The organism is Actinomadura barringtoniae (assembly GCF_017573505.1).
Classification (GTDB): domain Bacteria; phylum Actinomycetota; class Actinomycetes; order Streptosporangiales; family Streptosporangiaceae; genus Spirillospora; species Spirillospora barringtoniae.
The window spans coordinates 121,278-146,826 of the sequence record NZ_JAGEOJ010000008.1 but is presented as its reverse complement, the minus strand read 5'-3'; the positions used below and the strand labels follow the sequence as shown (position 1 = coordinate 146,826).

Here is a 25,549-nt window from a genome sequence, read left to right as displayed (position 1 = left end):
CTCACCCCCTGCCTCACCCTGCCTCGCCCTGCCTCACTCCCGGACGAGCGTGACCAGCCGATCGAACACCGCCGCGTCCTGCCCGAGCCCGTCGTGGCCGAACTCGTTGGTGATCCACGGCCGCAGCCCGCGGATCGCGGCGGCCGTGGCCAGCGACGTCTCGCGGTCGACGTACATGTCGTCGTAGTAGATCGCCGCCGAGACCGGCACCGTGTTGGCGGCGAGCCGGTCCAGGTCGTACAGGCGCGGCCAGTGCGCGTAGGCGGCGATCTGCTCGGCGCACACGACCAGCGGAGCCAGCGCCGGGTCCTCGTCGAACAGCCACGGGTAGATCATCTCGCCGGTGAAGCGCGTCGGCCCGCCGCCACCGCCGCCCAGGTCGAACTGGGGGAACCCGGCCCGCGCCCGGTGCGCCGCCCACGACGACGACGTGCCCTGGCAGTAGACCGACTCGTGCATCAGCGCGTAGAGCGGGTATTCGGCGAAGGTCAGCGTGTTGTCCACGCGGCGCAGGAACACCTCCGACAGCCGCTGGTCCCCGCCGACGTCGACGAACGCCTCTTCCAGGAGGTTGTGCAGCCCGTCGAATCCGGTTCGGGAGCCGAGCCCGAGCCCCAGCATCTGAAAGCGGCGTGGGCTGAGCCGATCCCCGCTCGGCAGGAGTACCTTCTCCGAGTCCAGGATCTCCACGACCCGGTCGGCGACCTTCTGGTCGTCGGGATAGCGCTCGAAGTAGCGCTCGTTCGCCGCCAGCACCCGCGGATAGGCCGCCCGGTAGACGTCCTCCGTCGATCCGTACAGAGGCGGCAGACCGCCCGCGATCATCACCTCGCGCAGGCTCTCGGGCGCGTACGAGAGGTAGGCGACCGAGCAGAAACCGCCGTAGCTCTGCCCCAGCACGCTCCACGGCCGGTCTCCGGCCAGGTGCTCGCGGAGCATCTCGGCATCGCGGACGATGCTGTCGGCGCGGAAGTTCAGCAGGTAGGCGGCGGGATCGCGCCGGCGGGCGAGCGTCTGCCGGGTCGCGGGCGCGCTGCGGCCGGTGCCCCGCTGATCCATCAGCACGACCCGATACCGCTGAACGGCCCGCCACAACCACGGCGGGAGATGCCGCGGGGCGCGGCGGCCCGGCCCTCCCTCCAGATAGAGGAGGAACGGGAGGTCGCCGGGGTCGCCCGGCCTGTCGGCGGCGGACACCTCACGTGCGAAGACTTCGATGCGCGCTCCGCCGGGATCGCGGTGGTCGACGGGAACAGGCAGGGTGTGCTCGGTGAACACGAGGCCCGAATGGCGATAGGTCACCCATCCACCATGGCGGATCGCACCCGTGCCGGACCAATCCCGATCATCTATATTTCGGGTCTTATGGCATTGGCATGGGAGTTGGTCGAGACATGCAGCTCGAGCTACGGCACCTGCGGACCCTGTGCGTGATCGCCGACGCCGGCAGCCTCAGCCGGGCAGCGGCCGTGGTCGGCGTCTCGCAGCCCGCGCTGACGGGCCAGCTCCACCGGATCGAGGCGGCCCTCGGCGGGCAGGTCTTCCGCCGCGGCCGTAAGGGCGTCACGCTGACCCCCTTCGGCCAGTTCGTCCTGCGCCGGGCCCGGTCGATCATGGTCACCGTGGACGAGCTGCTCGGCGGCGCCGAGTCGGAGTCCGGGGCGAAACCGGGCGCTGCGGCGGCGGGCCTGCGCATCGGCGGCTATCACACGCCCGTGCTGACCGGGCTGCTGCACCGGCTGTTCGAGATGCCCGGCGCCCCGATCACCGTGCACACCGAGTACTCGCCGCGCCTGCTGCTGGACCTGCTCGTCTCGCGCCGTCTCGACGTGGCGACGCTGGTCGACTACCCGGGGCATGAGCTGCCCGCCCTGCCGACGGTCGGCACCCGCGTGATCGCGGTCGAGCCGGTCGCGGTCGCCCTGCCCGCCGGGCATCCGCTCGCGGGTCTCGACGAGATCCCGCTGTCCGAGCTCGCGGACGAGGACTGGCTGGTCTCGCCGCCAGACGGCGCAGGCTGGCCGGAGTGCTTCTACACCGCGTGCCAGGAGGCGGGCTTCGTTCCCCGCGTACGGCACATGCTGACCGAGCACGAGATGATCCGTTCACTCGTCGCCGAGGGCCGCGCGGCCGCCCCCTGCCAGGTGACGCTGAACGGTGGGCCGAACGTGGTGGTGCGCCCGCTGACCGGCCCGACGCTGTGGCTGCGGCACGTGCTGGCCTGGCGGCTCGGCGGCCCGCTCGACGACCGCGTCCCCGAGCTGGCGGCCCTTGCCGTGGAAGCGCACGAGGCGGCCGTCGCGGACGTCCCGGGACTGGCCGAACGGCTGGTCCGGGGCGACACCGCCCTGGCGAGCTCCTAGCGGGCCAGCCCTTCCATCACTCGGGAGTTATGCCCCTTCGGGATGGGACCGGTGACCGCGATGTCCTGAATGATCCTCCCCGGGAGGACTCATGTTCAGACGCACCGCGGCCGCCCTCACGGCCGCCCTCATTCCGCTGACGCTTCTCGCCGTGCCGCCGGCGCAGGCCGATGACGCCCCCGAGGCGACGGTGGTGCCCGTCCAGGTCACCGGCGACCCGGCCAAGCGCTTCAACCTGGTGATCCTCGGCGACGGCTACACCGCCGCGGACATGGCGGCCTTCCGGCAGAACGTCGACAAGCACCTCAACGTGCTGTGGAGCATCGAGCCGTACAAGACCTACCGCAGCTACTTCAACGTGTACCGGGTCGAGATCCCCTCGAAGGAATCCGGTGTGAGCTGCGACCCCAGCCTCTCGGCCCCCAAGCGCGACACGCCCCTGCAGATGTCGTTCTGGAGCGGCTGCCGCTCCGACGGCATCCAGCGGCTGCTGGTCATGGACGACGACGCCGCCAACACCTACGCGAGCATGGTCCCCGGCGTTCCGGCGGCCAACCGGCAGATCCTCGCGCTGGCCAACAGCTCCACCTACGGCGGGGCCGGAGGCTCCTATGCCACCGCGTCCGGGGCGAACGCGATGTCCGCCCTGATCTCCCCGCACGAGCTCGGCCACTCACTCGGCGGGCTGCAGGACGAGTACGACTACTACCAGCGCGGTGTGCCCGGTGGCACGTACACCGGCGCGGAGCCCGACTCGATCCACCACACGCTGCTCACCGAGGAGCAGATGCGCTCGCAGCACGCCAAGTGGTGGCGATGGCTGGGCGAACGCAGCGAGGCCGGTGGCCGGATCGGCCGCTTCGAAGGCGGCATGTACTACAGCAAGGGCGTCTGGCGGCCGAGCCAGCACTCGATCATGAAGACGCTCGGCTACAACTACGACCAGGTCGGCCGCGAGCGGATGACGCAGGCCATCGCCAAGAAGACCAGCCTGATCCAGGACGCCACTCCGGCCGGAACGGTCGGGGCGGACCGCGTCCTGTGGCTGGAGACCCTGCACCCGGTCAGCCACCCGCTGCGCGTCACCTGGACCGTGGACGGCAAGCCCGTACGCGGCGGCAAGGACGTACGCGGCGGCAAGGACGTCCGCGGCGGCCACGACCTGCAGCTGAGCCGCCTGCACCTGAGCCGCGGCAAGCACACCGTGAGCGTCCGCGTCGACGACCCGACCGAGTTCATCCGCGATCCGGCCGTCCGCGACTCGTTCGCCCAGACGCGTTCCTGGACCGTCGACACCTCGCTGCCGCGCACGTCACCCGACACGAAGGCCCCGACGTTCAGCGGTACGACGGCCACCGACCGGCCGGTGGGCGCCGACAGCGTGATCTACGCCGAGACCACCCACCCCGCCACCAGCGCGCCGCGCATCACCTGGCGGATCGACGGCCACAAGGTCAAGGCCGACCGCGACCTCCAGCTGAGGCACCTGCGTTCGGGCACCCACCACGTGACCGCCACCGCCGGCACCACGACCAAGACGTGGACCGTCGACGCCACCCCGCCGTCGGTCACCTACCAGGCGACGCAGCCGCCCGCCAAGGACCAGGCCACGCTGAAGCTGAACCCGGCCGATGACCAGGCCGGATACGTCGTCGCCGAATTCCGGGTCGACGGAGACGGTTGGTACAACTACTTCGGCTGGCCGACCGACTCCACCAAGCCGTTCCTGTTCACCAAGGACGGCACCAACATCGACAACCTGGTCTACGGCAAGCTCGCCGCCGGGCGTCACACGGTCGAGTACCGCGCGATCGACGCCGCCGGCAACTACAGCAAGCCGCGCAGCTTCCGCGTCACCCTGCGCTGACCCGCGGGTGCCGCCACCCCGACGAACCCGCCGCTCATCAACCGGCGGGTTCTTCGGGTGCCGTGGCCAGGCGGTAGGTCTTGATCGCCAGGTGCAGCAGCAGCCGGTCCGCGCCGGAATCCATGTCCAGGCCGGTCAGCGCCTTGATCCTGGACAGCCGGTAGTAGAGCGTCTGCCGGTGGATCGCCAGGGCCTCGGCGGTGCGCTGGGCGTGCCCGGCCTGGTCGAGGTAGGTCTCGGCGGTGTGGAGCAGGTCGGAGCGTGCGGGCTGCAGGAGCGGGAGCAGCGCCGGATCGGCGTCCGGCGCGGCGGGCGTGGCCAGCGGGGGAGCGGCGATCAGCCGGTAGGCGCCCAGGCCGTCCCAGCTGGCCACCGGCCCCAGGCGAGGCTCGGCGCGCGCGGACCGTACGGCCAGCCGCGCCTCGCGCCACGAGTGAGGCACGTCGAGCAGGTCGGTCCGGGCGCCGCCGATCCCCGCGAGGACCTCGTCGCCGCCTGCAGTGATCAGGCTCGCGGCGACCGTACGGGCGGGGGAGACGTCGGCGGGGTCCGGCAGCGGCACGAGAAGGGCCAGGCCGTCCAGGCTCCGATGGGCCGGCACGCCGTCCGGCAGCCGCGCCGGGTTCAGCTTCGGGGCGGGACTCGCCCAGACGACGGTGACCGAGGCGGCCGTCGCCGCCGGGTGCTTCAGGCCGGCGAGCGTGCGGGCGGCCCCGGTACGGTCGGTGGCCGAGCCCGACAGCAGTTGCGCGAACGCCAGCGGGGCGGCCTCGCGCTGCCAGGTGTCGGCGGCCAGGAGCCGCCCGGCCCACGTCGCCAGCGTCATCACCCGGTCCAGGCGGGGATCGGCGGGGTCGATCGTGCCGTCGTCCAGCAGCCACAGGTAGCCGTAGACGGCGCCCTCGTGGCGCGCGGGCACGCACAGCCGCGCGCGGATCCCCTCGTCCGGGTCGGCGGGGGTACGGATCGGACCGGTCGCGCTCGCGATCCCGAAGCTCTCGAACCAGGCCCGGACGGCCGGTGAGGAGCGGCGATGCAGGATCGAGCGGGTACGGACCGGGTCGAGATCGTCGTCGTGGGAGCTGAAGGCGATGAGGGCGAACTCGCGGTCCTCCAGGGTCACCGGGGCCTGGAGAAGTGCCGACACCTCGTCCACCAGGCTCTGGTAATCGCTCACTTCATACAAGTGTACAAGGCGGGGCCTCCAGGGTCGTGACCGCTGTCGATGGTGACCGCCCCGCCCGGCTCGTACGTTGCAGTTGCGATCACTACTCGACCTGGGAGGTTGCCAGTGCTGGGCCCTGTTCTGCTCGCCGCCTCGCGCAGCGACCGGATGCGCCGGCTCGTCAGCCGGACGCCCCTCACCCGTCCGGTCGTCGACCGCTTCGTCGCCGGGGACGCTCTGTCCGGGGCGCTCGATGCCGTCCAGGCGCTCACGGCGGACGGCATCGACGTCACCCTCGATCATCTGGGCGAGGACATCACCGACGCCGCCCAGGCCCGCGCCAACCGCGACGCCTATCTCGCCCTGCTGGACGCCCTCGGCCACAAGGGCCTGGGCAAGCGCGCCGAGGTCTCGGTGAAGCTGTCGGCGTTCGGCCAGAGCCTGCCCGGCGGCCATGACCTCGCCTCGGCGGGCGCCCGCCGCGTGGCCGAGGCCGCCGCCGAGATCGGCACCACCGTCACCCTCGACATGGAGGACCACACCACCGTGGACTCCACCCTGGCGATCCTCGCCGACCTGCGCCGCGACTTCCCCTCCACGGGCGCCGTTCTGCAGGCCTACCTCTTCCGTACCGAGGACGACGCGCGGGCCCTGGCCGTCGAGGGCTCGCGCGTACGGCTGGTCAAGGGCGCCTACAAGGAGCCCGCGTCCGTCGCCTACCAGGGCAAGGACGACGTCGACCTGGCCTACGCGCGCGCACTGGGCATCCTCATGGCGGGCGACGGCTACCCGATGATCGGCTCGCACGACCCCCGGATGATCGAGCTGGCCCTCCAGCTCGCCGACAAGCACGACCGTACGCCGGACACCTACGAGTTCCAGATGCTGTACGGCATCCGCGACGGCGAGCAGCACCGCCTGGCCGCCGAGGGGCACCGGATCCGCGCCTACGTCCCGTACGGCGCCGACTGGTACGGCTACTTCATGCGCCGCCTGGCCGAGCGGCCCGCGAACCTCGCCTTCTTCCTGCGTTCGTTCACCACGCGCCACTGACCCCGAGGAGGTTGCTTCACTTGGACGCCATCACCCGTGTGCCCACGCCGGTCAACGAGCCGGTGCACGACTACCGGCCCGGCAGCCCCGAGCGCGCCCGCCTGGAGGCCGGGCTGTCGGCCCTGGCGGCCGGCGACGCCGAGCTGACCTGCACGATCGGCGGCGCCGAGCGGATGGGCGGTGGCGAACGGATCCCGGTCGTTCAGCCGCACAGCCACCGGGACCTGCTGGGCACCACCGCCAACGCCGACCACGCCGACGCGCAGGCCGCGCTGGCCGCCGCCCGCGAGGCCGCCCCCGGCTGGCGCGCCCTGGACTTCGACGACCGCGCGGCGATCCTGCTGCGCGCCGCCGACCTGCTGTCGGGGCCGTGGCGCGAGACGATCGCCGCCGCGACCATGCTGGGCCAGTCCAAGACCGCCCAGCAGGCGGAGATCGACGCGCCCTGCGAGCTCGCCGACTTCTGGCGCTTCAACGTCGCCTTCGGCCGCGAGATCCTGGCCGAGCAGCCCGTCTCCTCGCCCGGCGTCTGGAACCGCGCCGACCACCGCCCGCTGGAGGGCTTCGTCTACGCGGTCACCCCGTTCAACTTCACCGCGATCGCCGCCAACCTGCCGACCGCGCCCGCCCTCATGGGCAACACGGTCATCTGGAAGCCGTCGCCCACCCAGCAGTTCGCCGCGTACTTCACCATGCGGCTGCTGGAGGAGGCCGGCCTCCCGCCCGGCGTGATCAACATGGTGACGGGCGACGGCCGCGCGGTCTCCGACGTCGTGCTGACCGACCCCGACCTCGCGGGCGTCCACTTCACCGGCTCGACCGCGACGTTCCAGCACCTGTGGCGGTCCGTCGGCGACAACCTCACCCGCTACCGCTCCTACCCGCGCCTGGTCGGCGAGACCGGCGGCAAGGACTTCATCGTCGCGCACCCGTCGGCGGATCCGGCGTCGCTGGTCACCGCCTTGATCCGCGGCGCGTTCGAGTACCAGGGGCAGAAGTGCTCGGCCGCCTCCCGCGCCTACATTCCGCGCTCGCTGTGGTCGCAGATCAAGGACGAGCTGGTCGCCGAGACCGAGGCGCTCACCTTCGGGGACGTACGGGACCTGCGCAACTTCGGCGGCGCCGTGATCGACGCCCGCTCCTACGCCCGGCTCCGCGACGTTCTGGAGCAGGCCGCCAAGGACCCGGCCATCGACGTCGTCGCGGGCGGCACCTGTGACGACTCCGAGGGCTACTTCGTCCGCCCGACCGTCCTGGTCGGCGACGACGCAAGCCACGACGTCTTCCGCAGCGAGTTCTTCGGCCCCGTCCTCGCCGTCCACGTCTACGACGACGGCGACTACGAGGCGATGCTGAAGCAGATGGAGTCGGTCAGCCCGTACGCCCTGACCGGCGCGATCTTCGCCCGCGACCGCGCCGCCATCGCCCGCGCCGCCGAAGTCCTCCGCTTCGCCGCCGGCAACTTCTACATCAACGACAAGCCCACCGGCGCGGTCGTCGGCCAGCAGCCGTTCGGCGGCGGACGGGCGTCGGGCACCAACGACAAGGCCGGTTCCGCTCAGAACCTCCTGCGCTGGACGTCCACCCGGACGATCAAGGAGACCTTCGTTCCGCCGACCGCCCACGGCTACCCGCACATGGGCTGATCTCTCCTCAAGCTGCAGGCCCCGCACAACGGCGTGCGGGGCCTGTTCGTTCCCGGCGCCGTCACGCTCACGGCGCGACGGCCGCCAGGGCACGGGCCTGGGAGACCATGTGGGAGGCCCAGGCTCCGCTCTGCGGCCCGGCCGGGAACTGCACGGTGTGGTGCAGCCCCTCACCCGTGACCGACACCGAGACGAACCCGGCGTACCGGCGGCTCTTCATCAGCAGGAACAACAGGCCCAGCAGGCAGAACCACACGAAGATGATCGTCAGCACGATCGCGACCGGCGGGATCCCCTCGATCACCTGGGTGGAGTCCTGCACCGTCCACATGGTCCCCCGCAGCCGGAACTGCCCGTGCGGCACTATCACCGTGGAACTTGTGACACCGATGTCCCCGATCTGCAGGAGCACGGGCTGGTTCATCGGCTGATACAAGCTCACCGACGTTCACCTTCCGTCGCGACGTCGAACCACGCCCGATATCCCCGCGGGCATGCACCCTCAAGCAGTAGCGCGGAATGGTCCTCGAAGGTGAGACCTCGCCGACTTCGACCCGTGACCACTGTCGGCCGAGCGGTCTGAGCCGCGGGGGTCAGTTGTCGCCTTCCAGTTCTTTGGCGGCGCCGAGGAGGTTGCGGAGTTCCACTTCTTCGCGCTGGACGTCGGTGGGGTCGAACAGCCACTCCGAGACCGGCAGCCCGGCTTCCTGATCTGGGGCGCTCGACTCGGCGATGGTCAGCTCGGTCTCGACTTCCGCCTCGAATTCGATCTCGAACTCGTGGTCTCCGGGCCTGGTCATTCGTCCTCCGGTGGTGCCAGGGCCTTCGCCTGGTCATCAGCTAAGACCGGGCAGCCGCCCGTCCTGTGACAAGACGCCGCACATTGGGTCCACGGGAAGGACCACGGGTTCGACCACGGACTTCCGGGGCGCGATGGGCGCCGTTCGCGACGAGATTGGCCTCAGTCGTGAGCGAAGGGGCCGGAAGGTGAGCACAGCAGCGCTGGAGGACGACCGGGCGAGTGCCGACCTCGACAGCTTCATCCGCGCGTGCCCGCGGTTGTTCTCGATCGCCTACCGGATCGTCGGCAACGTGCACGAGGCCGAGGACATCGTGCAGGAGGTCTGGGTGCGCTGGAACCGGGTGGACCGGACGAGGGTGATCAACGTCGAGGCGTTCCTGGTGATGGCGACCGTGCGGCTGGCGATCAACCTGGTCCAGTCCGCCCGGCGGCGGTACGAGACCTCTTTCGCGCTCTGGCCGGACGAGCGGTCGGCGGGCCCCGAGGCCGACCCGCTGACGGAGACGGAACGGGGTGAGGCGATCGAGATGACCGTCGGCCTGCTCGTCGAACGCCTTCCGCCGTCGGAACGGGCCGCCTACGTGCTGAGAGAGGGCTTCGAGTATCCGTTCCAGCAGATCGCCAGGGTCTTGAAGATCGGTACGGCCAACGCCAGGCAGCTGGTCAGCCGGGCGCGGGCACGGCTCGCCGCGGACCGGCGCCACGCGGGTGATGCGCTCGCCGACAGGCGTCTCGTCCGGGCGTTCGCGGCGGCGTCGCTCGTCGGTGAGCTGACAGGACTGGAGAACGTGCTCGCCGCCGACCTCAAACGGGCCGGGTAAACGATCTCGGCTGCCGGACCCCTTCTATCGCGAAACGGTCATCGGTTCTAACCTCGGACCGAGAGGGGTCAGAGCGATGACGAGTGGTGCGGCGGCGCCCGAACTCCGTGGTCGGCGCGCGGAGCGCGTGGTCCTGGACCAGGCGCTCACCGACGTCCGCTCGGGCCAGGGACGGGCCTTGCTGATCCGCGGCGAGGCCGCGCTGGTCGCGGAGATCCAGGCGATCGGGGAGGCCACCGGGGTCGCGCTGGCACCGTACGGCGAGCTGGCGCTGGCGGCCTGGCGCGGCGACGTGGCCGCCACCCCGCTGTTCGAGGCGAGCATGGCCGATGTGACGGCGCGCGGCGAGGAGACCGGGGTCATGGTCGCCCACTGGGCGCGGGCCCTGATGCTGAACGGACTGGCCCGCTACGAGGAGGCGATCCCCGCCGCCCGTGCCGCGACCGGCCACCCGGTCGAGTCCGCCGTCATCTACTGGTCACTGTCGGAGCTGATCGAAGCGGCCGTGCGCAGCGGCCGGCCCGACCTCGCGTCCGGCGCGTACGAGCGCCTGGCCGCCACGGCGCGGGCCAGCGGCACCGACTGGGCGCTCGGCGTCCTGGCCCGATCCGGCGCCCTGCTCGCGACCGGCCGTACCGCCGACGCCCTCTACCGGCAGGCGATCGACCACCTCGGCAAGACCCGGATCCGGATGGAGCTGGCCCGCGGACACCTGCTGTACGGCGAGTGGCTGCGCCGCGAGAACCGGCGGCAGGAGGCCCGCGCTCAGCTCCGTACCGCCTACGACATGCTCGCCGCGGCAGGCGCCGACGCGTTCGCCGACCGCGCCCGCCACGAGCTCGCCGCCACCGGCGAGTCGGTCGCCGAGCGCACCGCGCGGGCCGGCGACACCCTGACCCCGCAGGAGGCGCACATCGCAGGACTCGCCGGCAGCGGGCTCACCAACGCCGAGATCGGCGCGCAGCTCTTCCTCAGCCCGCACACCGTCGAATGGCACCTGCGCAAGATCTTCAGCAAGCTGGGCATCCGGTCCCGCAGGCAGCTCCGCCCCTCATCCGCCGGTGGCCGGGAGAACGCCGGCTGATCACCCGGAGCCGACACGCGCGGTATTACCCGGAGAGGCGGTCGACGAGGTCGCGGACGTACTTCTGGGTGAACGTGGTGGACGGGCCGTTGATGGAGACCTCGCCGCCCGCGATCGGGCCGCTGACGACCTGCGGCGCGGACAGGACCCGGCCGTCCACCACGATCGCGATCTGGCTGCCCGGTGAGCCCGGGTTCTGCTGGTAGTTCTGGGAGGCGGTGCGGCTGATCTCGGCGAACTTGGCCGCGTCGGCGGCCGTGAACGAGATCTGCAGGGTCCATCCGGTCTGGCCCTGCTCGGGCTTGGGCGCCTCGGGACGCATGTCCTTCACCTGGGTGACGTCCATGAGCTGCGAGCCCAGGCGGTAGCACTTGCCTTCGAGGTCGGCCAGCATCCCGGCCTGGCAGGGCGGCTGGCCGATCTCGCTCACGATCTGGAAGCGCACCGGCCTCTTGAGCTGCGCCGATCCCGTGCCTTCGGTGCCGTCCGACCCGTCGTTGTCGACGATGAGGAACACGGCGACCGCCAGGATGGTGACGACGACGAGGGCCGCCGCGGCCAGGCCGACGATCAGGCCGACGTTGCGGCGCGACGGGGGCGGCGGAGGCGGGTAGTACTGCGGTCCCCCTGGATTCGGTTGCCCCATCGGCTCTCCTCGTCGGGTCAGGCGGTGCGGGACACTCCACCGATCTTCGCAGGATTCATCATCCACAGGACCTGGTCGATGCGATCCCCGGCCACGCCGACGCTGAGGACCGTGAACACCTCGCCGTCGCGGGTGAGCAGCGCCACCGGCTGCCCGTTCACGGTGGCCGCCTCCACCTCGACGCCGGTCCAGAAGTGGCTCGCGAACGCGCGGAGGTACTTGGCCACGCGTTCCGCGCCCACCACGGGGAACTTGGACGCCCTGACCGCGCCGCCGCCGTCGGAGTAGCTGACCACGTCCGCGGCGAGGATCTTCTCCAGGCCCGCGAGGTCACCGGCGCGGGCGGCGGCGACGAAGGCGTCCAGCAGCCTGCGCTGCTCGGCGTCCGACACCGTCGTGCGGCGTTCGGCCCGCACGCGCTTGCGGGCCCGGCTGACGAGCTGCCGCGCCGCCGGCTCGCTGAGCTGGACGATGTCGGCGATCAGCGGGTACGGGTAGTCGAACGCCTCGCGCAGGACGTACGCGGCGCGCTCGGTGGGGGACAGGCGTTCCAGCAGGAGCAGGACCGCGAAGCTGAGCGCCTCCCCGCGTTCGGCCCCCAGGTAGGGGTCGGCGGCGGTGTCGACGGGCTCGGGCAGCCAGGGCCCGACATAGGTCTCGCGCCGTACCCGGGCCGACTGCAGGACGTTGATCGCCAGCCGGGTGGTCGTGGTCGCCAGGAACGCGGCCGGTTCGGCCACGGTCGAGCGGTCGTAGGACTGCCAGCGCAGCCACACGTCCTGCAGCAGGTCCTCGGCCTCGGTGGAGCTGCCGAGCATCCGGTAGGCGATGCCGAACAGGCGCGGCCGCACGCGCGCGAAGACCTCCAGGGCGTCGTCCAGGCCCTCCGACCCGTTCGGATGGCCCGCAGGCTCAGCCTCCACCACGATGATCGCCCCCGCTCCGAGATCCCCGAGACCACTCGTTGGGATCTTCCCGGTCCTCGTGGGGCTTAGACAAGGCGGCCTGGCATCGGTTTTCCGGGACGGCAGGGGGCACGAGCCGTCCACGACGGCTCGTGCCCCCTGCTCCAGGCCTGCCTCACTCCCCGCCAGGACGGTCCTCGGGCGCCACGTACTCGAAGGTCGGCCCGGCGGTCGTCTCGTCACCGTCGGGCATCTGCATGAGGGCCACCGCCTCACCCTTGAGCTTGAACATGGTGGGAACGGCCTCCCTCAGCATCTTCGGCTCGCCGTTGAACGCCTGCTCCAGCTGCCCCAGCAGGACGCAGTAGTTCAGGTTGAACTTCTCCTGCGCGGTACGGATCTCGCTCCCCGGCGGATGGTCGGCCAGGCGCGGGTTGGGCCGCATCGGCAGGACGCCGTCGTAGTCCACCGTGACCTTCTCGCCGGTCGGCCCGGAGCGCGGGTTGTCGCCGCGCCGGTAACGCCGCCCGGCCCGCAGTTCCTGGAACCGGTAGTAGTGCGCGACCTCGTCCCGGTCGGGGTGGTGAACGTCCGGGTCGCCGTCCCAGACCGCGCCCCGGGACGTGCCCTCGCCCTCCTCCACGATCTCCTCCAGCGCCTTCAGCGCGGAGGCGAGGCCGGTGACCTCGACCATGTGACCGGCGGTGTGCCGGAAGGAGGTGGCGGTGATCTGGCGGGCCGGGTCGCCGCTGAAGACCTCCCGTTCGCCGAGCCGTTCGCACAGGTCGCGCAGCCCGGCCTCGATCGCCTCGTAGAACTGCCCGATCGTCTCGTAGCCGTCGCCCTCCGCCGGACCGCCGCGCGGCGCGGGCCGTTCGAGCCGGAGGAACATGTCGAGCGCGTCCGGCCCGAACGGGAGCAGCGACATCCGCAGCGACGGGTCCGCGTGCGGCATCGGCCGCGGGAACGGCGTCAGCAGCCGCGCCGGGTCAAGGCTCGGCCGGCCGCCGACGGCGTTGAGCAGGTTCGCGGCCAGCGCCAGGTGGAGCATCTCCTCCACGAAGACCCCGGCCACCGCCTCGGCCGCGTCGGGATTGAGCTGCGGGTCGAGCGAGTAGAGCGCGCACAGGTAGGGCGGAAGGGTCGTGTGCTCCAGGTCGACCGCCCATTGCAGATGCTCGCGGAGATCGTCGACCGTGGTGATCCCGCCGACGGTCGTGATCTCGTCGGACGTGGTGATCCCGCCGGCCGTCGTGGCCTCGTCGGCCATGGTCACCGGGCGTCCTGGCCGGCTAGCCAGTCGGCGTACTTGATCTGGCCGAGGGTCGCGTCGTCGCCCGGAACCAGGTCCCGGTCGTGCATCTCGGCGCCGAAGTAGTGCGCGTGCGGGTCGGTGACGACCTCGCGCTCGTCCTTCCAGGCGGCCAGGGCGTCCCGGAAGAAGTCGTCCATCTGGAACTGCTCGGGCCCGGCGATCTGCAGCTGCCCGTTGAGCGGCGTGCCGGACGCGGTCCGGCCGACGGCCTGGGCGACCTCCTCGCCCGCGATCGGCTGGAACCGCACGGGCGCGATCCGTACCTTGCCCTCGACCGTGCCCTCGTCGGCGATCCGGCGCGCGAACTCGAAGAACTGCGTCGCGTGCACGATCGAGAACGGGATGCCCGACTCCTCGATCAGCTTCTCCTGGGCGAGCTTGGCCCGGAAGTAGCCCACGTCCGGCCGCCGGGCCGTGCCCACCACCGACAGCGCCACGTGGTGGCGGACCCCGGCCTTCTTCTCCGCGGCCAGCAGGTTGCGGGTGGAGGTCTGGAAGAACTCCAGCACCGCGGCGTCCTCGAAGGACGGGGAGTTGGACACGTCGATCACCGTCGACGCGCCCGCCAGCACCTCGTCCAGCCCCTCGCCGGTGAAGGCGTTCACGCCCGTGTTCGGCGCGGCGGGAACGGCCTCGTGGCCGTGCTCGCCGAGCCTGGTCACCAGCTTGCTCCCGATCAGGCCGGTGCCCCCGATAACCACGATCCTCATGATTAGGCCTCTCTGGTAGTCCGGGACGTTCCTCACCGCCCGGTCGCCAGCTAAGACCGAGTGACCCGTGATCCTGTGACAGCTCGGCGATAAATCTTTCTCAGCGGTCGCCCAGGATCGCGATGGCCTCCGGGAGCCCCATGTACTGCAGGCGAGCCTCGGCCATCTCGTCGGTCCACCGTTCGGCGATGTCGTAGCGTTCGGCCGCGCCGGTCTCCAGGAGCTTGCGGCCGGGGAACACCTCGTAGCCGTCCAGCAGATCGGCGTGTTCGCGCATGCCCTCCTGGAAGAGGTTCTCGCGGCGCAGCACGTACTTCAGGACCGGCACCTCGTCCCAGAGCTTGCGGCCCTCGGTCACGATCTCCAGGGCCCGCGACTTGTAGCCGGGGTCGTTGATCAGGTGCTCGCGGACGATCGAGCTCCCCACGGTCAGGTGCCGGATCTCGTCGATGCCGGCGCCCCGGGCGATCTCGCCCGCCGCCGGGTCGAGCAGGTCCCACTTGCGCTCGCTCAGCTCGGCGGCGGGCGCCAGCACCCCCTCCACCACGATCGTGAACGCGGCCACGGCGCCGACGAAGTCGCCCTCGTCGCGGACGGTGCGGACCACGAAGTCCTCGATGGGCGCGAGCACCTCGGCCCGGTAGTCGGCCGACAGCTCCGCGATGGTCTCGTGCAGCTCGCCGGCGGGCACGCCGAGCTCGACCAGGTGATTGCGGAAGACCATCGCGTGCCTGGCCTCGTCCAGCACCTGCGTCGAGAAGAACTCCATCTCCGGGACCCCGGGCGCCTCGACCACGAAGTACGACAGCGTGCGCGCCGCCCGGTCCTCGGCGACCGAACGCCAGCCCAGCTCCAGGATCAGCGCCTCCCGGAGCGGGCCGTCCTCGCGCATGAACGCGGGCGTGGCGGCGACCGAGGCGTGGCCCGTCTCGGCCCGTCCGCGCAGGGTGCCCTGCGCCACGGCCGTCAGCCAGTACGCCAGGTCGCAGTCGCGCGTGGTCATGGTCAGGTTCATCGCGCCTTCGAGCAGGTTGGGCGCCTGGTCGAAGTCAGCTTCCCGCGGCACTGAACGCGTCATGCCGTCCTCCTCTGTGATGGTCGCCGTTCTGGGGGTGGGTGGCCTCGCGCGGCAGGACGCGGAGCATCCCGTCGTGCAGGCGGCCGGTGAAGTGCAGCAGCGGACCGCCCTCGCCGTCGCGGGCGGTGACGACCTCGCCGATCAGCAGGTTGTGGTCGCCCGCCGGGACGGTCGCGGTGAGATGGCAGCCGAGCGAGGCCAGCGACCCCGCGATCCACGGCGCTCCGCTGAACGCGTCGGGCTCCCACTCCAGTCGGTCGAACTGGGCGAGCCCGCGCGGCCTGGACGGGTCGGCGAACCACCCGGCGAGCGAGGACTGCCGGGTGGACAGCACGTTCACCGCGAAGCGCCGCGCCTCGCCGATGAGCCCGCCGAGGTTGGACCCCTCGCGCAGGCACACGCCCACCAGCAGCGGGTCCCGCGAGATCGCGGCCACCGAGGAGACCGTGGTGCCGTGGGCGTCGTCGCCGTGCCACACGGTCAGCACGGCCACGCCGGTCGCCAGGCGGCGGACCGCCTGGCGCAGCACCACGTCCAGGTCGTCCGACGTCATTGGACGGGCACCCCGGTGGCCCCGGTGGCCGGGGCGGACTGCGAGGCGGGCTCGTCGATCGGCCGCCCGTAGGAGATCGAGCCGATCAGGCGGCGGTAGCCGGGCGTCTCGTGCGGCTCGAACGGCAGGTCGTACGTCTTGAGGAAGTTGCCCCAGATCCCGCGGTCGCCCCAGATGTGCCACGGGATCGCCAGCAGCGCCCATTCCCAGCCGATCGTCAGCCCCCAGGTCACGATGACCGCGCCCTGCGTGATCTGGCTGTGCAGGATGTTGTAGGCGATGTAGTAGTTCTTGGAGATCCAGCCGTTCGAGCTGCGCCGGAACGCGATCGCACCGGGGATGTAGCCGATGAGGTCGATGTAGGCGAACAGCACGATGGCCGGGAGCCAGTGGATCTCGCTCCAGTGCATGATCAGCAGCACGTTCACGGCGACCCAGGCGGCCACGTACTCGGCCCGGTGCAGCCGGAAGGTGTTCGGGCTCTCAAAGGGGTTCTTCACATCCATGGCGGTTCCTCCGGGGTCAGGTCAGCCGCAGCGGCCGGCCGGTGAAGTAGTCGACGAGGGCCTCCGCCATGGCCGTCCGCGACGGCGGGTGGTAGGCCAGCGGCCGGACGGCGGCGATCAGGTAGGCGATGTCCGGCGAACGGATGAACGCGATGCCGCCGAGGAGTTCGGCCGCCATGTCCGAGGCCTCCCGCAGCGCCTGCTGTGCCGCGAACCTGGCCACCAGGACCGCCGACACGGCGGCGTCGCCGGTGAGGCCCTCGTCCAGGGCACGGGCCGCGCCCTCGACCAGCGCGACGGCCGACTCCAGCTGGAGCGCCGCCTGAAGCCGGTCGGTCACGCTGCCGCGGCCCCTGGCCAGCGCCTGCTCGACCAGGGCGCTCGCGGCGCCCACGTAGACCGAGGTCGCCAGCATCTCGAACCAGGCGAACCCGGTCGTCTGGAGGTCGTCCAGCCGGTCCGGGGTCTCCGGCTCGGTCCGGATCACCATGTCCGACGGGACGAACACGTCGGTGAGCCTGACCTCGTGGCTCTCCGCCCCGGCCAGCACGTTGCTCAGCCAGAACCGGTGCACCGAGATGCCCGGCGAGGTCGCCGGGATGAGCAGCAGGGCGAGCGTCTGGCCCCCGTCCACCGGCAGCGCGACGCTGGCGGTGAGCAGGTCCATCGACTGGGCCAGGCTGCACGGCTTCTTACCGCCGTTGACCAGGAAGCCGCCCTCGGTGACGCGGGCGGTCGCCGCCGGGATGACGATGTTGGCGCCCGGCTTGCCCTCGGCCCATCCCGAGGCGACGAGCCTGCCCGCCGGTGCGATCTCGGCCAGCAGGTCCAGCTGCCGCTGGTTCAGGCGGCCCGCGCTCTTGGCGAGCGAGAACAGGGTCGCCGTCGTGTAGTGATGCATCGTGGTGGCCGCGCCCAGCGAGGGCGAGTACGACGACATCGCCCGTACGACACGGGCCGCGCTGAGCGCGTCCACGCCCAGGCCCCCGTACTCGGCCGGCACCAGCAGCCCGGGCCCGCCGAACTTGCGGAACAGGTCCAGCACGGGCCCGCCCGGAGCCTCACGTTCGGCCAGGGGAACGTCCGCGAGGGCGCCGCACAGGCCGGGGTGGTGGCGTTCGCACACGTCACGCGCTTCATCGAGGGAGCGCATCGATCAGTCTCCGATCCATTTCCGTACTTCCCTTGCGTTCGTTCCGGCTGCGTTCAGTCCAGTGGCGGGGCGATCGTCGCGATGACCTCGTCGACGAGCTGCTTGGTGGTCTCGGGGTGGACGAAGCAGAGCCGCGCCACCGGCTCGCCGTCCCATTCGGTCGGCAGCACGTAGGCGACCTGGTCGGCGAGGACGCGGTCCGACCACTGCTCGTAGTCGTCCCAGCCCCATCCGTCCCGCCGGAACAGGACCACCGACAGCTCCGGCTCGCACAGCAGCGTGAGGCCGTCGGTCCCGGTGACGCGGTCGGCCGCGTAGCGGGCCATGGCCAGGGTGTTCTCGACGGCGTCGCGGTAGGAGTCGGTGCCGTGGACCGCGAGCCCGAACCACAGCGGCAGGCCGCGCGCCCGGCGGGTCAGGTGATGGGCGTAGTCGCTCGGATTCCACACGCCCGCGTCGTCGTCGTGGATGGCGTCCAGGTAGGACGCCCGCTGGGTGTGGACCGCCTTCGCCGCAGGCGGGTCGCGGTAGAGCAGTGCCGCACAGTCGAACGGCGAGAAGAGCCACTTGTGCGGGTCGATGACGACGGAGTCGGCCTGCTCGACGCCGTCGAAGAGGTCCCGCACGGACGGCGCCAGCAGACCGGCGCCGCCGTACGCGGCATCGACGTGGAACCACAGCCCTCGCTCCCCGGCCACGGCGGCCACCCCTGCGAGGTCGTCGATCAGTCCGCCGTTGGTGGTCCCGGCCGTCGCGACCACGGCCACGACGTCGTCGCGTTCCGGCTCACGGGCCAGCGCCTCACGCAGCGCGGCGCCCGTCAGCCGGTGATCGCGGGTGGGCACCGGCAGCGGGTCCATGCCCAGAACGTGGAGAGCCTTCCCGACCGAGCTGTGAGCGTCGGCCGTGACCGCCACCTTCGGCCGCGCGATCCGGCCGCCGCGACGGCTCACGCCGATGTCGCGCGCGACCAGGAGGGCCGACAGGTTGCCGCTGGAGCCGCCGGACACGAAGCAGCCGCCCGCGCCCGCGGGCAGCCCGGCGGCGTCGGCGAGCACGCGCAGCGCCTGGTTCTCCGCCGCGACGGGACCGGCGGCCTCCAGCCACGAGATCCCGTGCAGTGTGAACGCCGAGACCATCAGGTCGAAGAGGATCGAGGTCTTGGACGGCACGCACGACACGAACGCCATGAAGCGCGGGGTGTCGCACGCCAGGATGGCCGGGGCGACGTTGCGGAGGAACGCCGACAGGACCGTCTCGGGGTCGTTGCCAGAGGGCCCGATGAGCCCCTCCAGCCGTCCGGCGATGCGGTCCCTGTCCCCGCCCGTCTTCAGCGGCACCTCGTCCAGGCTGAGCTGCCGGAGGCACTCGTCGAAGACGCGCCGCGCCAGCTTGTGGTCGAGATCGTGCATGGAGCGCGTGGCCTGTGGGTCGACGTTCACGGCTGCCTCGCCGCGGTGACGATCTCGGTCAGCCAGGTGCTGAACGCCGCCATGCCCTCGTCCAGCCTGGCGAGGGCGGCGGAGCCGATGATGATCCCGTCGCAGGCGCCCCCGGAGCGCAGTTCCTCGACGTCCGCGGCCCGGCTGATGCCGAACGCGGCGCACACCGGCAGGTCCGACCGGACGGACCGGATCTGCTCCCGTTTCCGCTTGAGGTCGGCGGGGGAGGCGGCCCGCTTCCCGGTCTCCGGCCCCAGCGACGCGTACACGAACCCGCCGCCGAGCGAGAGCAGACGCCGGTCGTCCTCCGACAGGTCCACCACGGTGGCGTCCACGGCCGGAATGATGACCGCGCCGTCCTCGGCGGCGGCCTTCGCGTAGGGCGCCAGATCCGGCGGGTCGCTCTCGAACAAGTACCCCGAGACGCCGGTACGCAGGGGGAGCGGCGCCTTCCAGACGCCGGGCGTCGGCCAGGCGCTCCCGTACGCGACGGCCACGCGCACGGGGGCGCGCAGCAGCCACTCGGTCGCCATGGCCTCGGAGTAGGGCTCGGCCTGCCGCAGTGCCCGTACGAGCATCGGGCCGGTCCTGGGGGACCACCGCGGCTCCGCCATCGCCGGGAACTCGATGAAGTCCACGCCGTGGCTGAGGCACAGGTCGAGCGCCTCGATGCTCGTACCCCAGTCGGGGAAGCCCGGCACGAGGTACATCCCGATCCCGAGACCGCCTCGTTTCGCGTGCCCGGAGATGACGTCCGACAGCCGTGTGGGGTTCATCGCGCGCCTCCACTGGTAGCGGCGAGCCCGTCGGTGGCGGCGAGCCTGGTCAGGACGCGCAGCGCGCAGTACGACTCCCACAACGTGGCGTCCTCGCGGGCGCCGAAGCCACCGTCCTGCTTGGCCAGGCGCCGCACCGCGGGCCCGAGCCGGTCGGTCCAGACGGCGGCGTTCAGCACCTCGCCCGCGCGAAAGCCCCAATAGGTGGCGGCGAGCGAGGGAGCGTCGTCCTGCGCGGTCAGCGTCGCGAGACCGGTGGGCGTGTCGAACCGCGCCCTGAGCCAGGTGGCGATCGCGTGGGCTTCGGCGGTGCCGAGCGGTTCGCCCAGGAGGGCCAGGCTGCACACGGCGCAGTAGGTGTGCTCGGTGTCGGGCGGCTGCCCCGGCGCTCCGGCGTAGCCGCCTTCGCCGGTCCTGCAGCTCTTGAGGAAGTCGATGAGCGAGCGCGTCACCTCGGGGCCGAGCAGGCCGAGCGTGCCCAGCTGTTCGAGCGCGCGCAGCACGTAGAACATCTCGTCGATGTCGAACGTGGCGGGCATCCCGGGTGTGGACACCTCGCGGACGAACCAGTGGGACAGCGGGCCCGGGATCTCGTCCTGCAGGCCGCTGAGCGTGAGCGCGCGCACCGCGTAGTAGCACGCGTTGCGGGCCGGCTCGGGATCGGCGGCCGTGATCGCGAACGTGCCGCCCGCCCGGCGGCACTCGGCGGCGAACGGGCCGGGCGTGACGGGATCACCCGACAGCAGCGCGGTGATCTCGGCGGCCCACCGCAGCGCCTCCATGGTCGGCTCGTCCTCGCCCGTCTCCAGGTAGGCGCCCGGGCCCTGCCTGCGGGAGGCCAGGAAGCGCAGCGTCGCACCGGCGGGAAGCAGCGTGGAACAACTGGCGGCCGGAAGTGTCATCGGGAATGCTCCTCAGGTTGTCGCGAAGACACGGGAATCAGCCGCTGACCGTGCCGAACACGTGGGACTGCGGCGGGATCTCCAGGAAGTCGAGGTCGGCCACGGAGGCGGCCGACGGCACGCTCTTCGGCGTCGGCTCGTCGAAGGGAAAGCCGCTGCGCAGCTCACTGCGGTGCGTGGACAGCTCGTAGGCCCGGAACAGCAGCCGCACCTGCTCGTGAACGTCGGTCAGCCGTTCGGAGTCGAGAAACGCGCTCGCCTTCGCCAGGCTCTGCATCTCACTGAGAACGGCGATCGAAACGGTGAAACTGACGAGATCGCTCAGCTCCACCATCGACCGGTCGTGCCGATGATATTGATAGGGCTTCGGCATGGCCTCGAGCAGATCTCCCGCATAAATGACGAAGTCGCCCGCGCGGTTCATCGCCTCCGGGCTCGTGACCATGTCCTTGGACATCACATAGTTCACGTAACCGAACAGCCGGGGATTCCTGCTGTAATAAAAGAGGGTGGCCGCGCCTTCCCGGTGAGCGTTTTCGACAAGGGCGCCGCGCCGCTGCTGGAGTTCACTGATCAGCGTCCCGTAGCACCCCGAGTCGATCAGGGCGATGGACGGCCGGCGGAGAATCGAGTTCACCGTCACCGGGTCCGGGCCGACCGCCCGCGACACGTGCGCCAGGTGCAGGTGCGGGCCCTGCTCCAGAGCGGACGCCGCGACGTAGAACGGCAGTGCGTCGCGCGCCAGGAAGACCAGCGTCTCGATCGAGTTCTGCCGGCTCCAGCGCAGCGCCCAGTCGGTGAAACTGAGCCAGACCGGCGTCCACGGCCGGACGAGGTTGAGGAACCGTTCGGTGGTGCCGCACAGCCACGCCGCGAGCTCGTCCTCCAGGCCGAACGTCCGGTTGCACACCTGGTCGACCTGCAGCTCGGAGAGGTCCTCGGCGGCCAGCATCCCCTCGCGGAACTGCGCGCCGGCCTCCTCGACGGACGGGACCGCGGCGCCGGGATGGGCGGCCAGCCACTTCTCCAGGCAGTAGTCGACGACCGCGCGCGTGTAGTCCGCGGTGTAGCGGTACTCGGTGGGCTTGGGCAGGTCCCGCAGCAGGGTCGTGAGCCACTGGTGGACGCCGGAAACCGGGATCGAGGCCTCGCCTCCCTGCGCCGGCCGGTCCGACCCGGGGGGCCGGCCGGCCCCTAGAAGCACGGTCTCGTCTGCGGCTGTCTCGCCCACTGATCCTCCTCGGGGTGCGCCCACGGGCGCCCGGCGGAACTGTCGAAAACAAAGCGACAAGCGGAAGAGGCGCGGTGCCTCTTCTGCTTGTCTTTGCGGAGAGGGCAGGATTCGAACCTGCGCAGGTGCCTGGGCGACACCTTCCCGGCTTGCGCCGAGCCCCATTAGGCCACTTTGGGAACCTCTCCCTGCGTTGCCGCTTCTTTGTCGCTAAAGCCATCATGCCCGATGGTGCTGATGGGTCGCTGACTCGCAACTGACCCTTTCTTCCCCTTGATATTCGCGCACGTCCATGGGGTAAATTCGACAGAAATGCCGTGTCAGGAATGGGGCACCACGATGACCGAGACGCTCACGATGCCGGACCTCGCGCTGGACGCCATCAGGCGATATCCGGACGCGGACAATCCCAGCTCGTTCCTCGCGGTGAACGGGGGCAACCACTACCTGCGGCTGCCGGACGCGCCGGGCGTGATCGTCTACCGGCCGACCGGCCGCTACCTGGTGCAGTTCGGTGGCCCGTTCGCGCCCAAGGAGTCGCGGGCCCGGCTGCTGCGCGCCTTCCTCGACCTGGCCGCCGAGCAGGACCGTGAGATCGTCGCCATCCAGCTCCAGGGCGCCGACGCGGCCGAGTACCTGGACGAGGGCTTCACGGTCAACCAGATCGGTGGCTCGTACGCGCTGCGGCTGGACTCCTTCAGCCTGCGCGGCACGGCGTTCATGCAGCTCCGCAACAAGATCGCGCGAGCGCTGCGCAGCGGCATGGCGATCAGCGAGGCGCCGCTGGACGCCTGGCACGACCGGATGCGGACGCTCGACACCGCGTGGCTCGGCTCCAAGGGCGGCGCGAGGCCGCTGGAGTTCCTCGTCGGCGAGTACGGCGGGCCGTACCAGGACCTGCGCCGGCTCTTCGTCGGCGCGCACGGCGACGAGCTGACCGCCTACATCTCCTATTCGCCGGTCTACGGCTCACGGCCCGGCTGGATGCACGACCTCAGCCGACGCCGGCCCGACTCCCCGCCCGGGGTCATGGAGGCGATCAACAAGGCGGCCATCGAGACGTTCCAGGCCGAGGGCGTGGAGTGGCTCCACTTCGGCTACACGCCCTTCTCGGGCCTGTCGGCCGAGCACGAGTTCCCCGGCCACAACCGCGGCTTCCAGTGGTTCATGAAGGAGCTCTGGACCAACGGCGAGCAGATCTACCCCGCGCAGACCCAGTACGCCTACAAGGAGAAGTGGAAGCAGGACGTCGTCCTGCCCGAGTACATCGCCTTCCAGGGCGAGGCCAGCATCCCGGCGCTGGTGCACGTCTTCCGCGCCTGCAACGCCGTCTGAGCAGCGCCGTCTGAGCAGCGCCGTCTGAGCAGCGCCGTCTGAGCAGCGCCGTCTGAGCAGCGCCGTCTGGAACGTGGGAGGGAAAGACATGGAGAACGAACGAGATGAGATCGCCGCGGCCGGAGCCAAGGTCGTCGAGATGCTCGGCGCCTGCGCGGCGGCCCCCGACGACCTGGAGGTCGGCAGGGCCGCCGACGAGGCGCTGATGGACCTCGACCGGCTCCTGACGTCCACCGACGCCACCTAGCCCGCGAGCAGTCCGGCCCGCGATAGGCCACCGCCCGTTCTGTCAGCGACAGAACGGGCGGTGGCGTTCGCACCTCCAGGGCTAGCGAGCGGTCGTCGCGCTCGCGATGTCGGAGTTCCCGAAGTTCGCCGGGCAGTCCGCTTGCGGCCATGGCGCCGGGGTCAGCACCGTGCCCGCCTCCAGCGACTTCTGCCGCCACTGGTCGATCGCCGGGCAGTCGGCCGTACGGGACACGTCGGTCCAGGCCCCGGCCCCGTAGCGGCGGGTCGCGACGGCCGAGACGAAGTAGCCGAGGAACTCTGGATAGTTCCAGGTGGTGAAGCTGGTTCCCCGGGCGTCGCCCGTACGCCCCGTGTAGTCGGTGGTCCAGCCGACCGGCTCACCGCGCCTGCCGACCGCCGCCGACCGCATGACCCCGTGCAGCAGCCGTGGAGCGGCCGTCGTCGGGCTGAACGGCGTGGTGAACGAGTTGTAGCTCAGATACACGCGTGAGGCGTCGGGTGCGATGGCGACGGCGGTGTACAGCACCCGTTCGCCCGGCAGCGACACCTTCGCCGGAGGAGACCACGTCTTGGCCTGGTCCTTCGAAGATGAGAGGAGTGCCGCCTCCTTGTTCTGGCCGAACCGGCCGTCGGACCAGGCGAGCATGATCTCGTCCGTGGCGCCGGCCCCGGTGGGGGCGCCGTTGGCGATGCTGACGCTGGGCCCGGGTTCGTTCGCGGTCCCGGCCGGTCCCTCCTGGGTGCAGCGGTCGCCGATGCGGTCCACGTAGTAGCAGCCGGTGTTCATCGGCATGAAGTCGACCGGCCGGGTCCACGTGGCGCCGCCGTCGAACGACTTCATGACCGACTGCGCCCCCGCCGGCTCGAACGAGGGGAACTGCCCCGAGAGGTGGTTGAAGAACGCGTAGACCACACCGTGGCTGTCCGTACGGACCGTGCACGACATGCGGTAGCCCTCGCCGGCCGAGTTGACCGGCGGGGCGACGTCATGGGTCGACCACGTCCGGCCACCGTCGCCGGACGAGGCCACCGTGGGCTGGATCGGGCCGTCGCTCCCCGTGAGCTGGAAATCGTTGTAGCACGCGTACACGTGACCGAAGAACCGGCTGCTGCTCGCGTTGTCAGCCCAGATCTGGCTCTCGGTCGGGCGTGAGCCGGCGGGTGCGCGCTCGGGAACGATGACCGGCGCCGACCAGTTCGCCTGGTCGGCGAGCCGTGCCGGCGTCGCGTCGTCGATATGCGACACCATCACGGCCCTCTTGGAATCGATGCGACCCGGCTGGATCGGCGTATTGGTCAAGGTGGCGCCCAGCGTCGACAGGTACAGCCGCGAGCCGTTCGACCAGGAGAACGTGCCGTTCCGCAGCACCGGGCCGAAGGCCACGGAAGCCCCGCCCCGCGCGGCCAGGCCGTTCTCGTAGTAGTTGGGGACGGTGTGAATCGGTCCAGGCTTGGGCGTGCACGGCTCCACCACCGCGTCACATCCGGCCGCCGTCAGCCCCTTGTAGGTCGGCTGACTCCACCGGCGGCCACTGTCGTACGAGAAATACACACCGCTGAAACCCACTCCGGCGTTGAACGACCCACCTGCGGCCGGGCTCGCCGGGAGGCCGCACGCCGCTCCCCTGGTCGCGGCCTCCTTCGAGCACGGCTGCATGTCCACCAGGTCGTTGCCGGTCGCCGCCAGAACGTTCGGATCGACGGGGTCGACGGCCATCGCCGGCATGTCCTGCACGTTCCGCTGGAACGGCGCAGCCGGGCTCGCCACGTTCATCAAGGCGCTCATCGCCCGGGAATGCGGCACCGCCGCTGTTGCCTGGGCCTGTGGTGCGGCGGCGAGGGCGACGGCCATGCAACCGACCGCCGCCAGTGTTGTGGATCCTCGAATTCTGCGCACGCTCATACACCTCTCCTTTCGTTGGGTGAACGGGTTGCCTCGCTATTGCC

At 71.1% G+C, this 25,549-nt stretch carries 25 protein-coding genes and 1 tRNA gene; 8 read left to right on the top strand and 18 right to left on the bottom strand.

What is annotated here, in order from left to right; all coding sequences use genetic code 11:
• Positions 1–33 precede the first annotated feature (33 nt).
• The gene (locus J4573_RS20555) at positions 34–1,302 is read right to left on the bottom strand and encodes an alpha/beta fold hydrolase (protein ID WP_208257394.1); all 1,269 of its coding nucleotides are present in this window, start codon (positions 1,300–1,302) and stop codon (positions 34–36) included.
• Positions 1,303–1,394: 92 nt separating this feature from the next.
• Between J4573_RS20555 and J4573_RS20550 the strand changes: the two genes are divergently transcribed.
• Both J4573_RS20550 and J4573_RS20545 read left to right on the top strand, forming a co-directional pair.
• Positions 1,395–2,363 carry a LysR family transcriptional regulator gene (locus tag J4573_RS20550; protein WP_208257393.1) on the top strand — a complete coding sequence of 323 codons (969 nt, stop codon included), beginning with the start codon at positions 1,395–1,397 and terminating at the stop codon, positions 2,361–2,363.
• A gap of 91 nt (positions 2,364–2,454) precedes the next feature.
• Positions 2,455–4,230, top strand: coding sequence for a M64 family metallopeptidase (locus J4573_RS20545; protein WP_208257392.1), 1,776 nt, complete (start codon positions 2,455–2,457; stop codon positions 4,228–4,230).
• A gap of 37 nt (positions 4,231–4,267) precedes the next feature.
• Here the strand turns inward: J4573_RS20545 and J4573_RS20540 are convergent, their stop codons facing one another.
• The gene (locus J4573_RS20540; RefSeq protein WP_208257391.1) at positions 4,268–5,407 is read right to left on the bottom strand and encodes a PucR family transcriptional regulator; all 1,140 of its coding nucleotides are present in this window, start codon (positions 5,405–5,407) and stop codon (positions 4,268–4,270) included.
• Between the two features lie 114 nt (positions 5,408–5,521).
• Here J4573_RS20540 and J4573_RS20535 point away from each other — a divergent pair, with 114 nt between their 5' ends.
• Both J4573_RS20535 and pruA read left to right on the top strand, forming a co-directional pair.
• Positions 5,522–6,448 carry a proline dehydrogenase family protein gene (locus tag J4573_RS20535; RefSeq protein ID WP_208257390.1) on the top strand — a complete coding sequence of 309 codons (927 nt, stop codon included), beginning with the start codon at positions 5,522–5,524 and terminating at the stop codon, positions 6,446–6,448.
• Positions 6,449–6,468: 20 nt separating this feature from the next.
• Positions 6,469–8,094 (top strand): L-glutamate gamma-semialdehyde dehydrogenase, encoded by a 1,626-nt coding sequence (gene pruA, locus J4573_RS20530; protein WP_208257389.1) that lies wholly within the window; start codon positions 6,469–6,471, stop codon positions 8,092–8,094.
• Positions 8,095–8,161: 67 nt separating this feature from the next.
• On the opposite strand, the gene J4573_RS20525 is transcribed toward pruA, so the two are convergent.
• Together J4573_RS20525 and J4573_RS20520 are read right to left on the bottom strand one after the other, a co-directional pair.
• Positions 8,162–8,536: a hypothetical protein gene (locus J4573_RS20525; RefSeq protein WP_208257388.1), complete on the bottom strand. Its 375-nt coding sequence runs from the start codon at positions 8,534–8,536 to the stop codon at positions 8,162–8,164.
• Between the two features lie 151 nt (positions 8,537–8,687).
• Positions 8,688–8,894 carry a hypothetical protein gene (locus J4573_RS20520; protein ID WP_208257387.1) on the bottom strand — a complete coding sequence of 69 codons (207 nt, stop codon included), beginning with the start codon at positions 8,892–8,894 and terminating at the stop codon, positions 8,688–8,690.
• A 187-nt stretch (positions 8,895–9,081) separates the two neighbouring features.
• On the opposite strand from J4573_RS20520, the gene J4573_RS20515 reads away from it, so the two are divergent.
• A complete protein-coding gene (locus J4573_RS20515) occupies positions 9,082–9,717 on the top strand; it encodes a sigma-70 family RNA polymerase sigma factor (protein WP_208257386.1) in 636 nt (211 codons plus the stop codon).
• Positions 9,718–9,793: 76 nt separating this feature from the next.
• Positions 9,794–10,801, top strand: a complete 1,008-nt coding sequence (locus tag J4573_RS20510; protein WP_208257385.1) for a helix-turn-helix transcriptional regulator — start codon at positions 9,794–9,796, stop codon at positions 10,799–10,801.
• A 25-nt stretch (positions 10,802–10,826) separates the two neighbouring features.
• Here the strand turns inward: J4573_RS20510 and J4573_RS20505 are convergent, their stop codons facing one another.
• The 13 genes from J4573_RS20505 to J4573_RS20445 all read right to left on the bottom strand — a co-directional run bounded on the left by J4573_RS20505 (position 10,827) and on the right by J4573_RS20445 (position 22,206).
• Complete coding sequence (locus tag J4573_RS20505; RefSeq protein WP_208257384.1) at positions 10,827–11,447, bottom strand: SecDF P1 head subdomain-containing protein; 621 nt, start codon at positions 11,445–11,447, stop codon at positions 10,827–10,829.
• 17 nt (positions 11,448–11,464) lie between these two features.
• Entirely contained in the window at positions 11,465–12,370 is a 906-nt protein-coding gene (locus J4573_RS20500; protein WP_208257383.1) for an RNA polymerase sigma-70 factor, read from the bottom strand.
• Between the two features lie 157 nt (positions 12,371–12,527).
• A complete protein-coding gene (locus J4573_RS20495) occupies positions 12,528–13,622 on the bottom strand; it encodes a ferritin-like domain-containing protein (RefSeq protein WP_243773356.1) in 1,095 nt (364 codons plus the stop codon).
• Between the two features lie 2 nt (positions 13,623–13,624).
• A complete protein-coding gene (locus tag J4573_RS20490) occupies positions 13,625–14,377 on the bottom strand; it encodes an SDR family oxidoreductase (protein ID WP_208257381.1) in 753 nt (250 codons plus the stop codon).
• Between the two features lie 100 nt (positions 14,378–14,477).
• Positions 14,478–15,455, bottom strand: coding sequence for a ferritin family protein (locus J4573_RS20485; RefSeq protein ID WP_208257380.1), 978 nt, complete (start codon positions 15,453–15,455; stop codon positions 14,478–14,480).
• Positions 15,427–16,008, bottom strand: coding sequence for a flavin reductase family protein (locus J4573_RS20480; protein ID WP_208257379.1), 582 nt, complete (start codon positions 16,006–16,008; stop codon positions 15,427–15,429). Before J4573_RS20480 ends, J4573_RS20485 begins: the two co-directional genes overlap by 29 nt.
• A complete protein-coding gene (locus J4573_RS20475; protein ID WP_208257378.1) occupies positions 16,005–16,514 on the bottom strand; it encodes a hypothetical protein in 510 nt (169 codons plus the stop codon). The genes J4573_RS20480 and J4573_RS20475 overlap by 4 nt, the downstream gene beginning before the upstream one ends.
• 16 nt (positions 16,515–16,530) lie before the next feature.
• Positions 16,531–17,667: an acyl-CoA dehydrogenase family protein gene (locus J4573_RS20470; RefSeq protein ID WP_208257377.1), complete on the bottom strand. Its 1,137-nt coding sequence runs from the start codon at positions 17,665–17,667 to the stop codon at positions 16,531–16,533.
• A gap of 53 nt (positions 17,668–17,720) precedes the next feature.
• Positions 17,721–19,109, bottom strand: coding sequence for a pyridoxal phosphate-dependent decarboxylase family protein (locus tag J4573_RS20465; RefSeq protein WP_208257376.1), 1,389 nt, complete (start codon positions 19,107–19,109; stop codon positions 17,721–17,723).
• On the bottom strand, positions 19,106–19,885 hold the full coding sequence (locus J4573_RS20460; protein WP_208257375.1) for a tryptophan synthase subunit alpha: 780 nt from the start codon (positions 19,883–19,885) through the stop codon (positions 19,106–19,108). Before J4573_RS20460 ends, J4573_RS20465 begins: the two co-directional genes overlap by 4 nt.
• The gene (locus J4573_RS20455; protein WP_208257374.1) at positions 19,882–20,787 is read right to left on the bottom strand and encodes a prenyltransferase/squalene oxidase repeat-containing protein; all 906 of its coding nucleotides are present in this window, start codon (positions 20,785–20,787) and stop codon (positions 19,882–19,884) included. Before J4573_RS20455 ends, J4573_RS20460 begins: the two co-directional genes overlap by 4 nt.
• A 37-nt stretch (positions 20,788–20,824) precedes the next feature.
• Positions 20,825–22,018: a hypothetical protein gene (locus J4573_RS20450; RefSeq protein WP_208257373.1), complete on the bottom strand. Its 1,194-nt coding sequence runs from the start codon at positions 22,016–22,018 to the stop codon at positions 20,825–20,827.
• Positions 22,019–22,114: 96 nt separating this feature from the next.
• A tRNA-Cys gene (locus J4573_RS20445) sits at positions 22,115–22,206 on the bottom strand.
• Between the two features lie 151 nt (positions 22,207–22,357).
• Between J4573_RS20445 and J4573_RS20440 the strand changes: the two genes are divergently transcribed.
• Both J4573_RS20440 and J4573_RS20435 read left to right on the top strand, forming a co-directional pair.
• Entirely contained in the window at positions 22,358–23,353 is a 996-nt protein-coding gene (locus J4573_RS20440) for a bifunctional lysylphosphatidylglycerol flippase/synthetase MprF (protein ID WP_208257372.1), read from the top strand.
• Positions 23,354–23,441: 88 nt separating this feature from the next.
• Positions 23,442–23,600 carry a hypothetical protein gene (locus tag J4573_RS20435; protein ID WP_208257371.1) on the top strand — a complete coding sequence of 53 codons (159 nt, stop codon included), beginning with the start codon at positions 23,442–23,444 and terminating at the stop codon, positions 23,598–23,600.
• Between the two features lie 81 nt (positions 23,601–23,681).
• On the opposite strand, the gene J4573_RS20430 is transcribed toward J4573_RS20435, so the two are convergent.
• Entirely contained in the window at positions 23,682–25,505 is a 1,824-nt protein-coding gene (locus J4573_RS20430) for a sialidase family protein (protein ID WP_208257370.1), read from the bottom strand.
• Between the last annotated feature and the right edge of the window lie 44 nt (positions 25,506–25,549).

Coding starts and splice junctions, on each gene's coding strand:
- J4573_RS20485 (WP_208257380.1), bottom strand. CDS start 15,455: ATGACGCGTTCAGTGCCGCGGGAAGCTGACTTCGACCAGGCGCCCAAC.
- J4573_RS20510 (WP_208257385.1), top strand. CDS start 9,794: ATGACGAGTGGTGCGGCGGCGCCCGAACTCCGTGGTCGGCGCGCGGAG.
- J4573_RS20470 (WP_208257377.1), bottom strand. CDS start 17,667: ATGCGCTCCCTCGATGAAGCGCGTGACGTGTGCGAACGCCACCACCCC.
- J4573_RS20545 (WP_208257392.1), top strand. CDS start 2,455: ATGTTCAGACGCACCGCGGCCGCCCTCACGGCCGCCCTCATTCCGCTG.
- J4573_RS20475 (WP_208257378.1), bottom strand. CDS start 16,514: ATGGATGTGAAGAACCCCTTTGAGAGCCCGAACACCTTCCGGCTGCAC.
- J4573_RS20550 (WP_208257393.1), top strand. CDS start 1,395: ATGCAGCTCGAGCTACGGCACCTGCGGACCCTGTGCGTGATCGCCGAC.
- J4573_RS20490 (WP_208257381.1), bottom strand. CDS start 14,377: ATGAGGATCGTGGTTATCGGGGGCACCGGCCTGATCGGGAGCAAGCTG.
- J4573_RS20435 (WP_208257371.1), top strand. CDS start 23,442: ATGGAGAACGAACGAGATGAGATCGCCGCGGCCGGAGCCAAGGTCGTC.
- J4573_RS20430 (WP_208257370.1), bottom strand. CDS start 25,505: ATGAGCGTGCGCAGAATTCGAGGATCCACAACACTGGCGGCGGTCGGT.
- J4573_RS20440 (WP_208257372.1), top strand. CDS start 22,358: ATGACCGAGACGCTCACGATGCCGGACCTCGCGCTGGACGCCATCAGG.
- J4573_RS20480 (WP_208257379.1), bottom strand. CDS start 16,008: ATGACGTCGGACGACCTGGACGTGGTGCTGCGCCAGGCGGTCCGCCGC.
- J4573_RS20460 (WP_208257375.1), bottom strand. CDS start 19,885: ATGAACCCCACACGGCTGTCGGACGTCATCTCCGGGCACGCGAAACGA.
- J4573_RS20505 (WP_208257384.1), bottom strand. CDS start 11,447: ATGGGGCAACCGAATCCAGGGGGACCGCAGTACTACCCGCCTCCGCCG.
- J4573_RS20520 (WP_208257387.1), bottom strand. CDS start 8,894: ATGACCAGGCCCGGAGACCACGAGTTCGAGATCGAATTCGAGGCGGAA.
- J4573_RS20495 (WP_243773356.1), bottom strand. CDS start 13,622: ATGGCCGACGAGGCCACGACGGCCGGCGGGATCACCACGTCCGACGAG.
- J4573_RS20455 (WP_208257374.1), bottom strand. CDS start 20,787: ATGACACTTCCGGCCGCCAGTTGTTCCACGCTGCTTCCCGCCGGTGCG.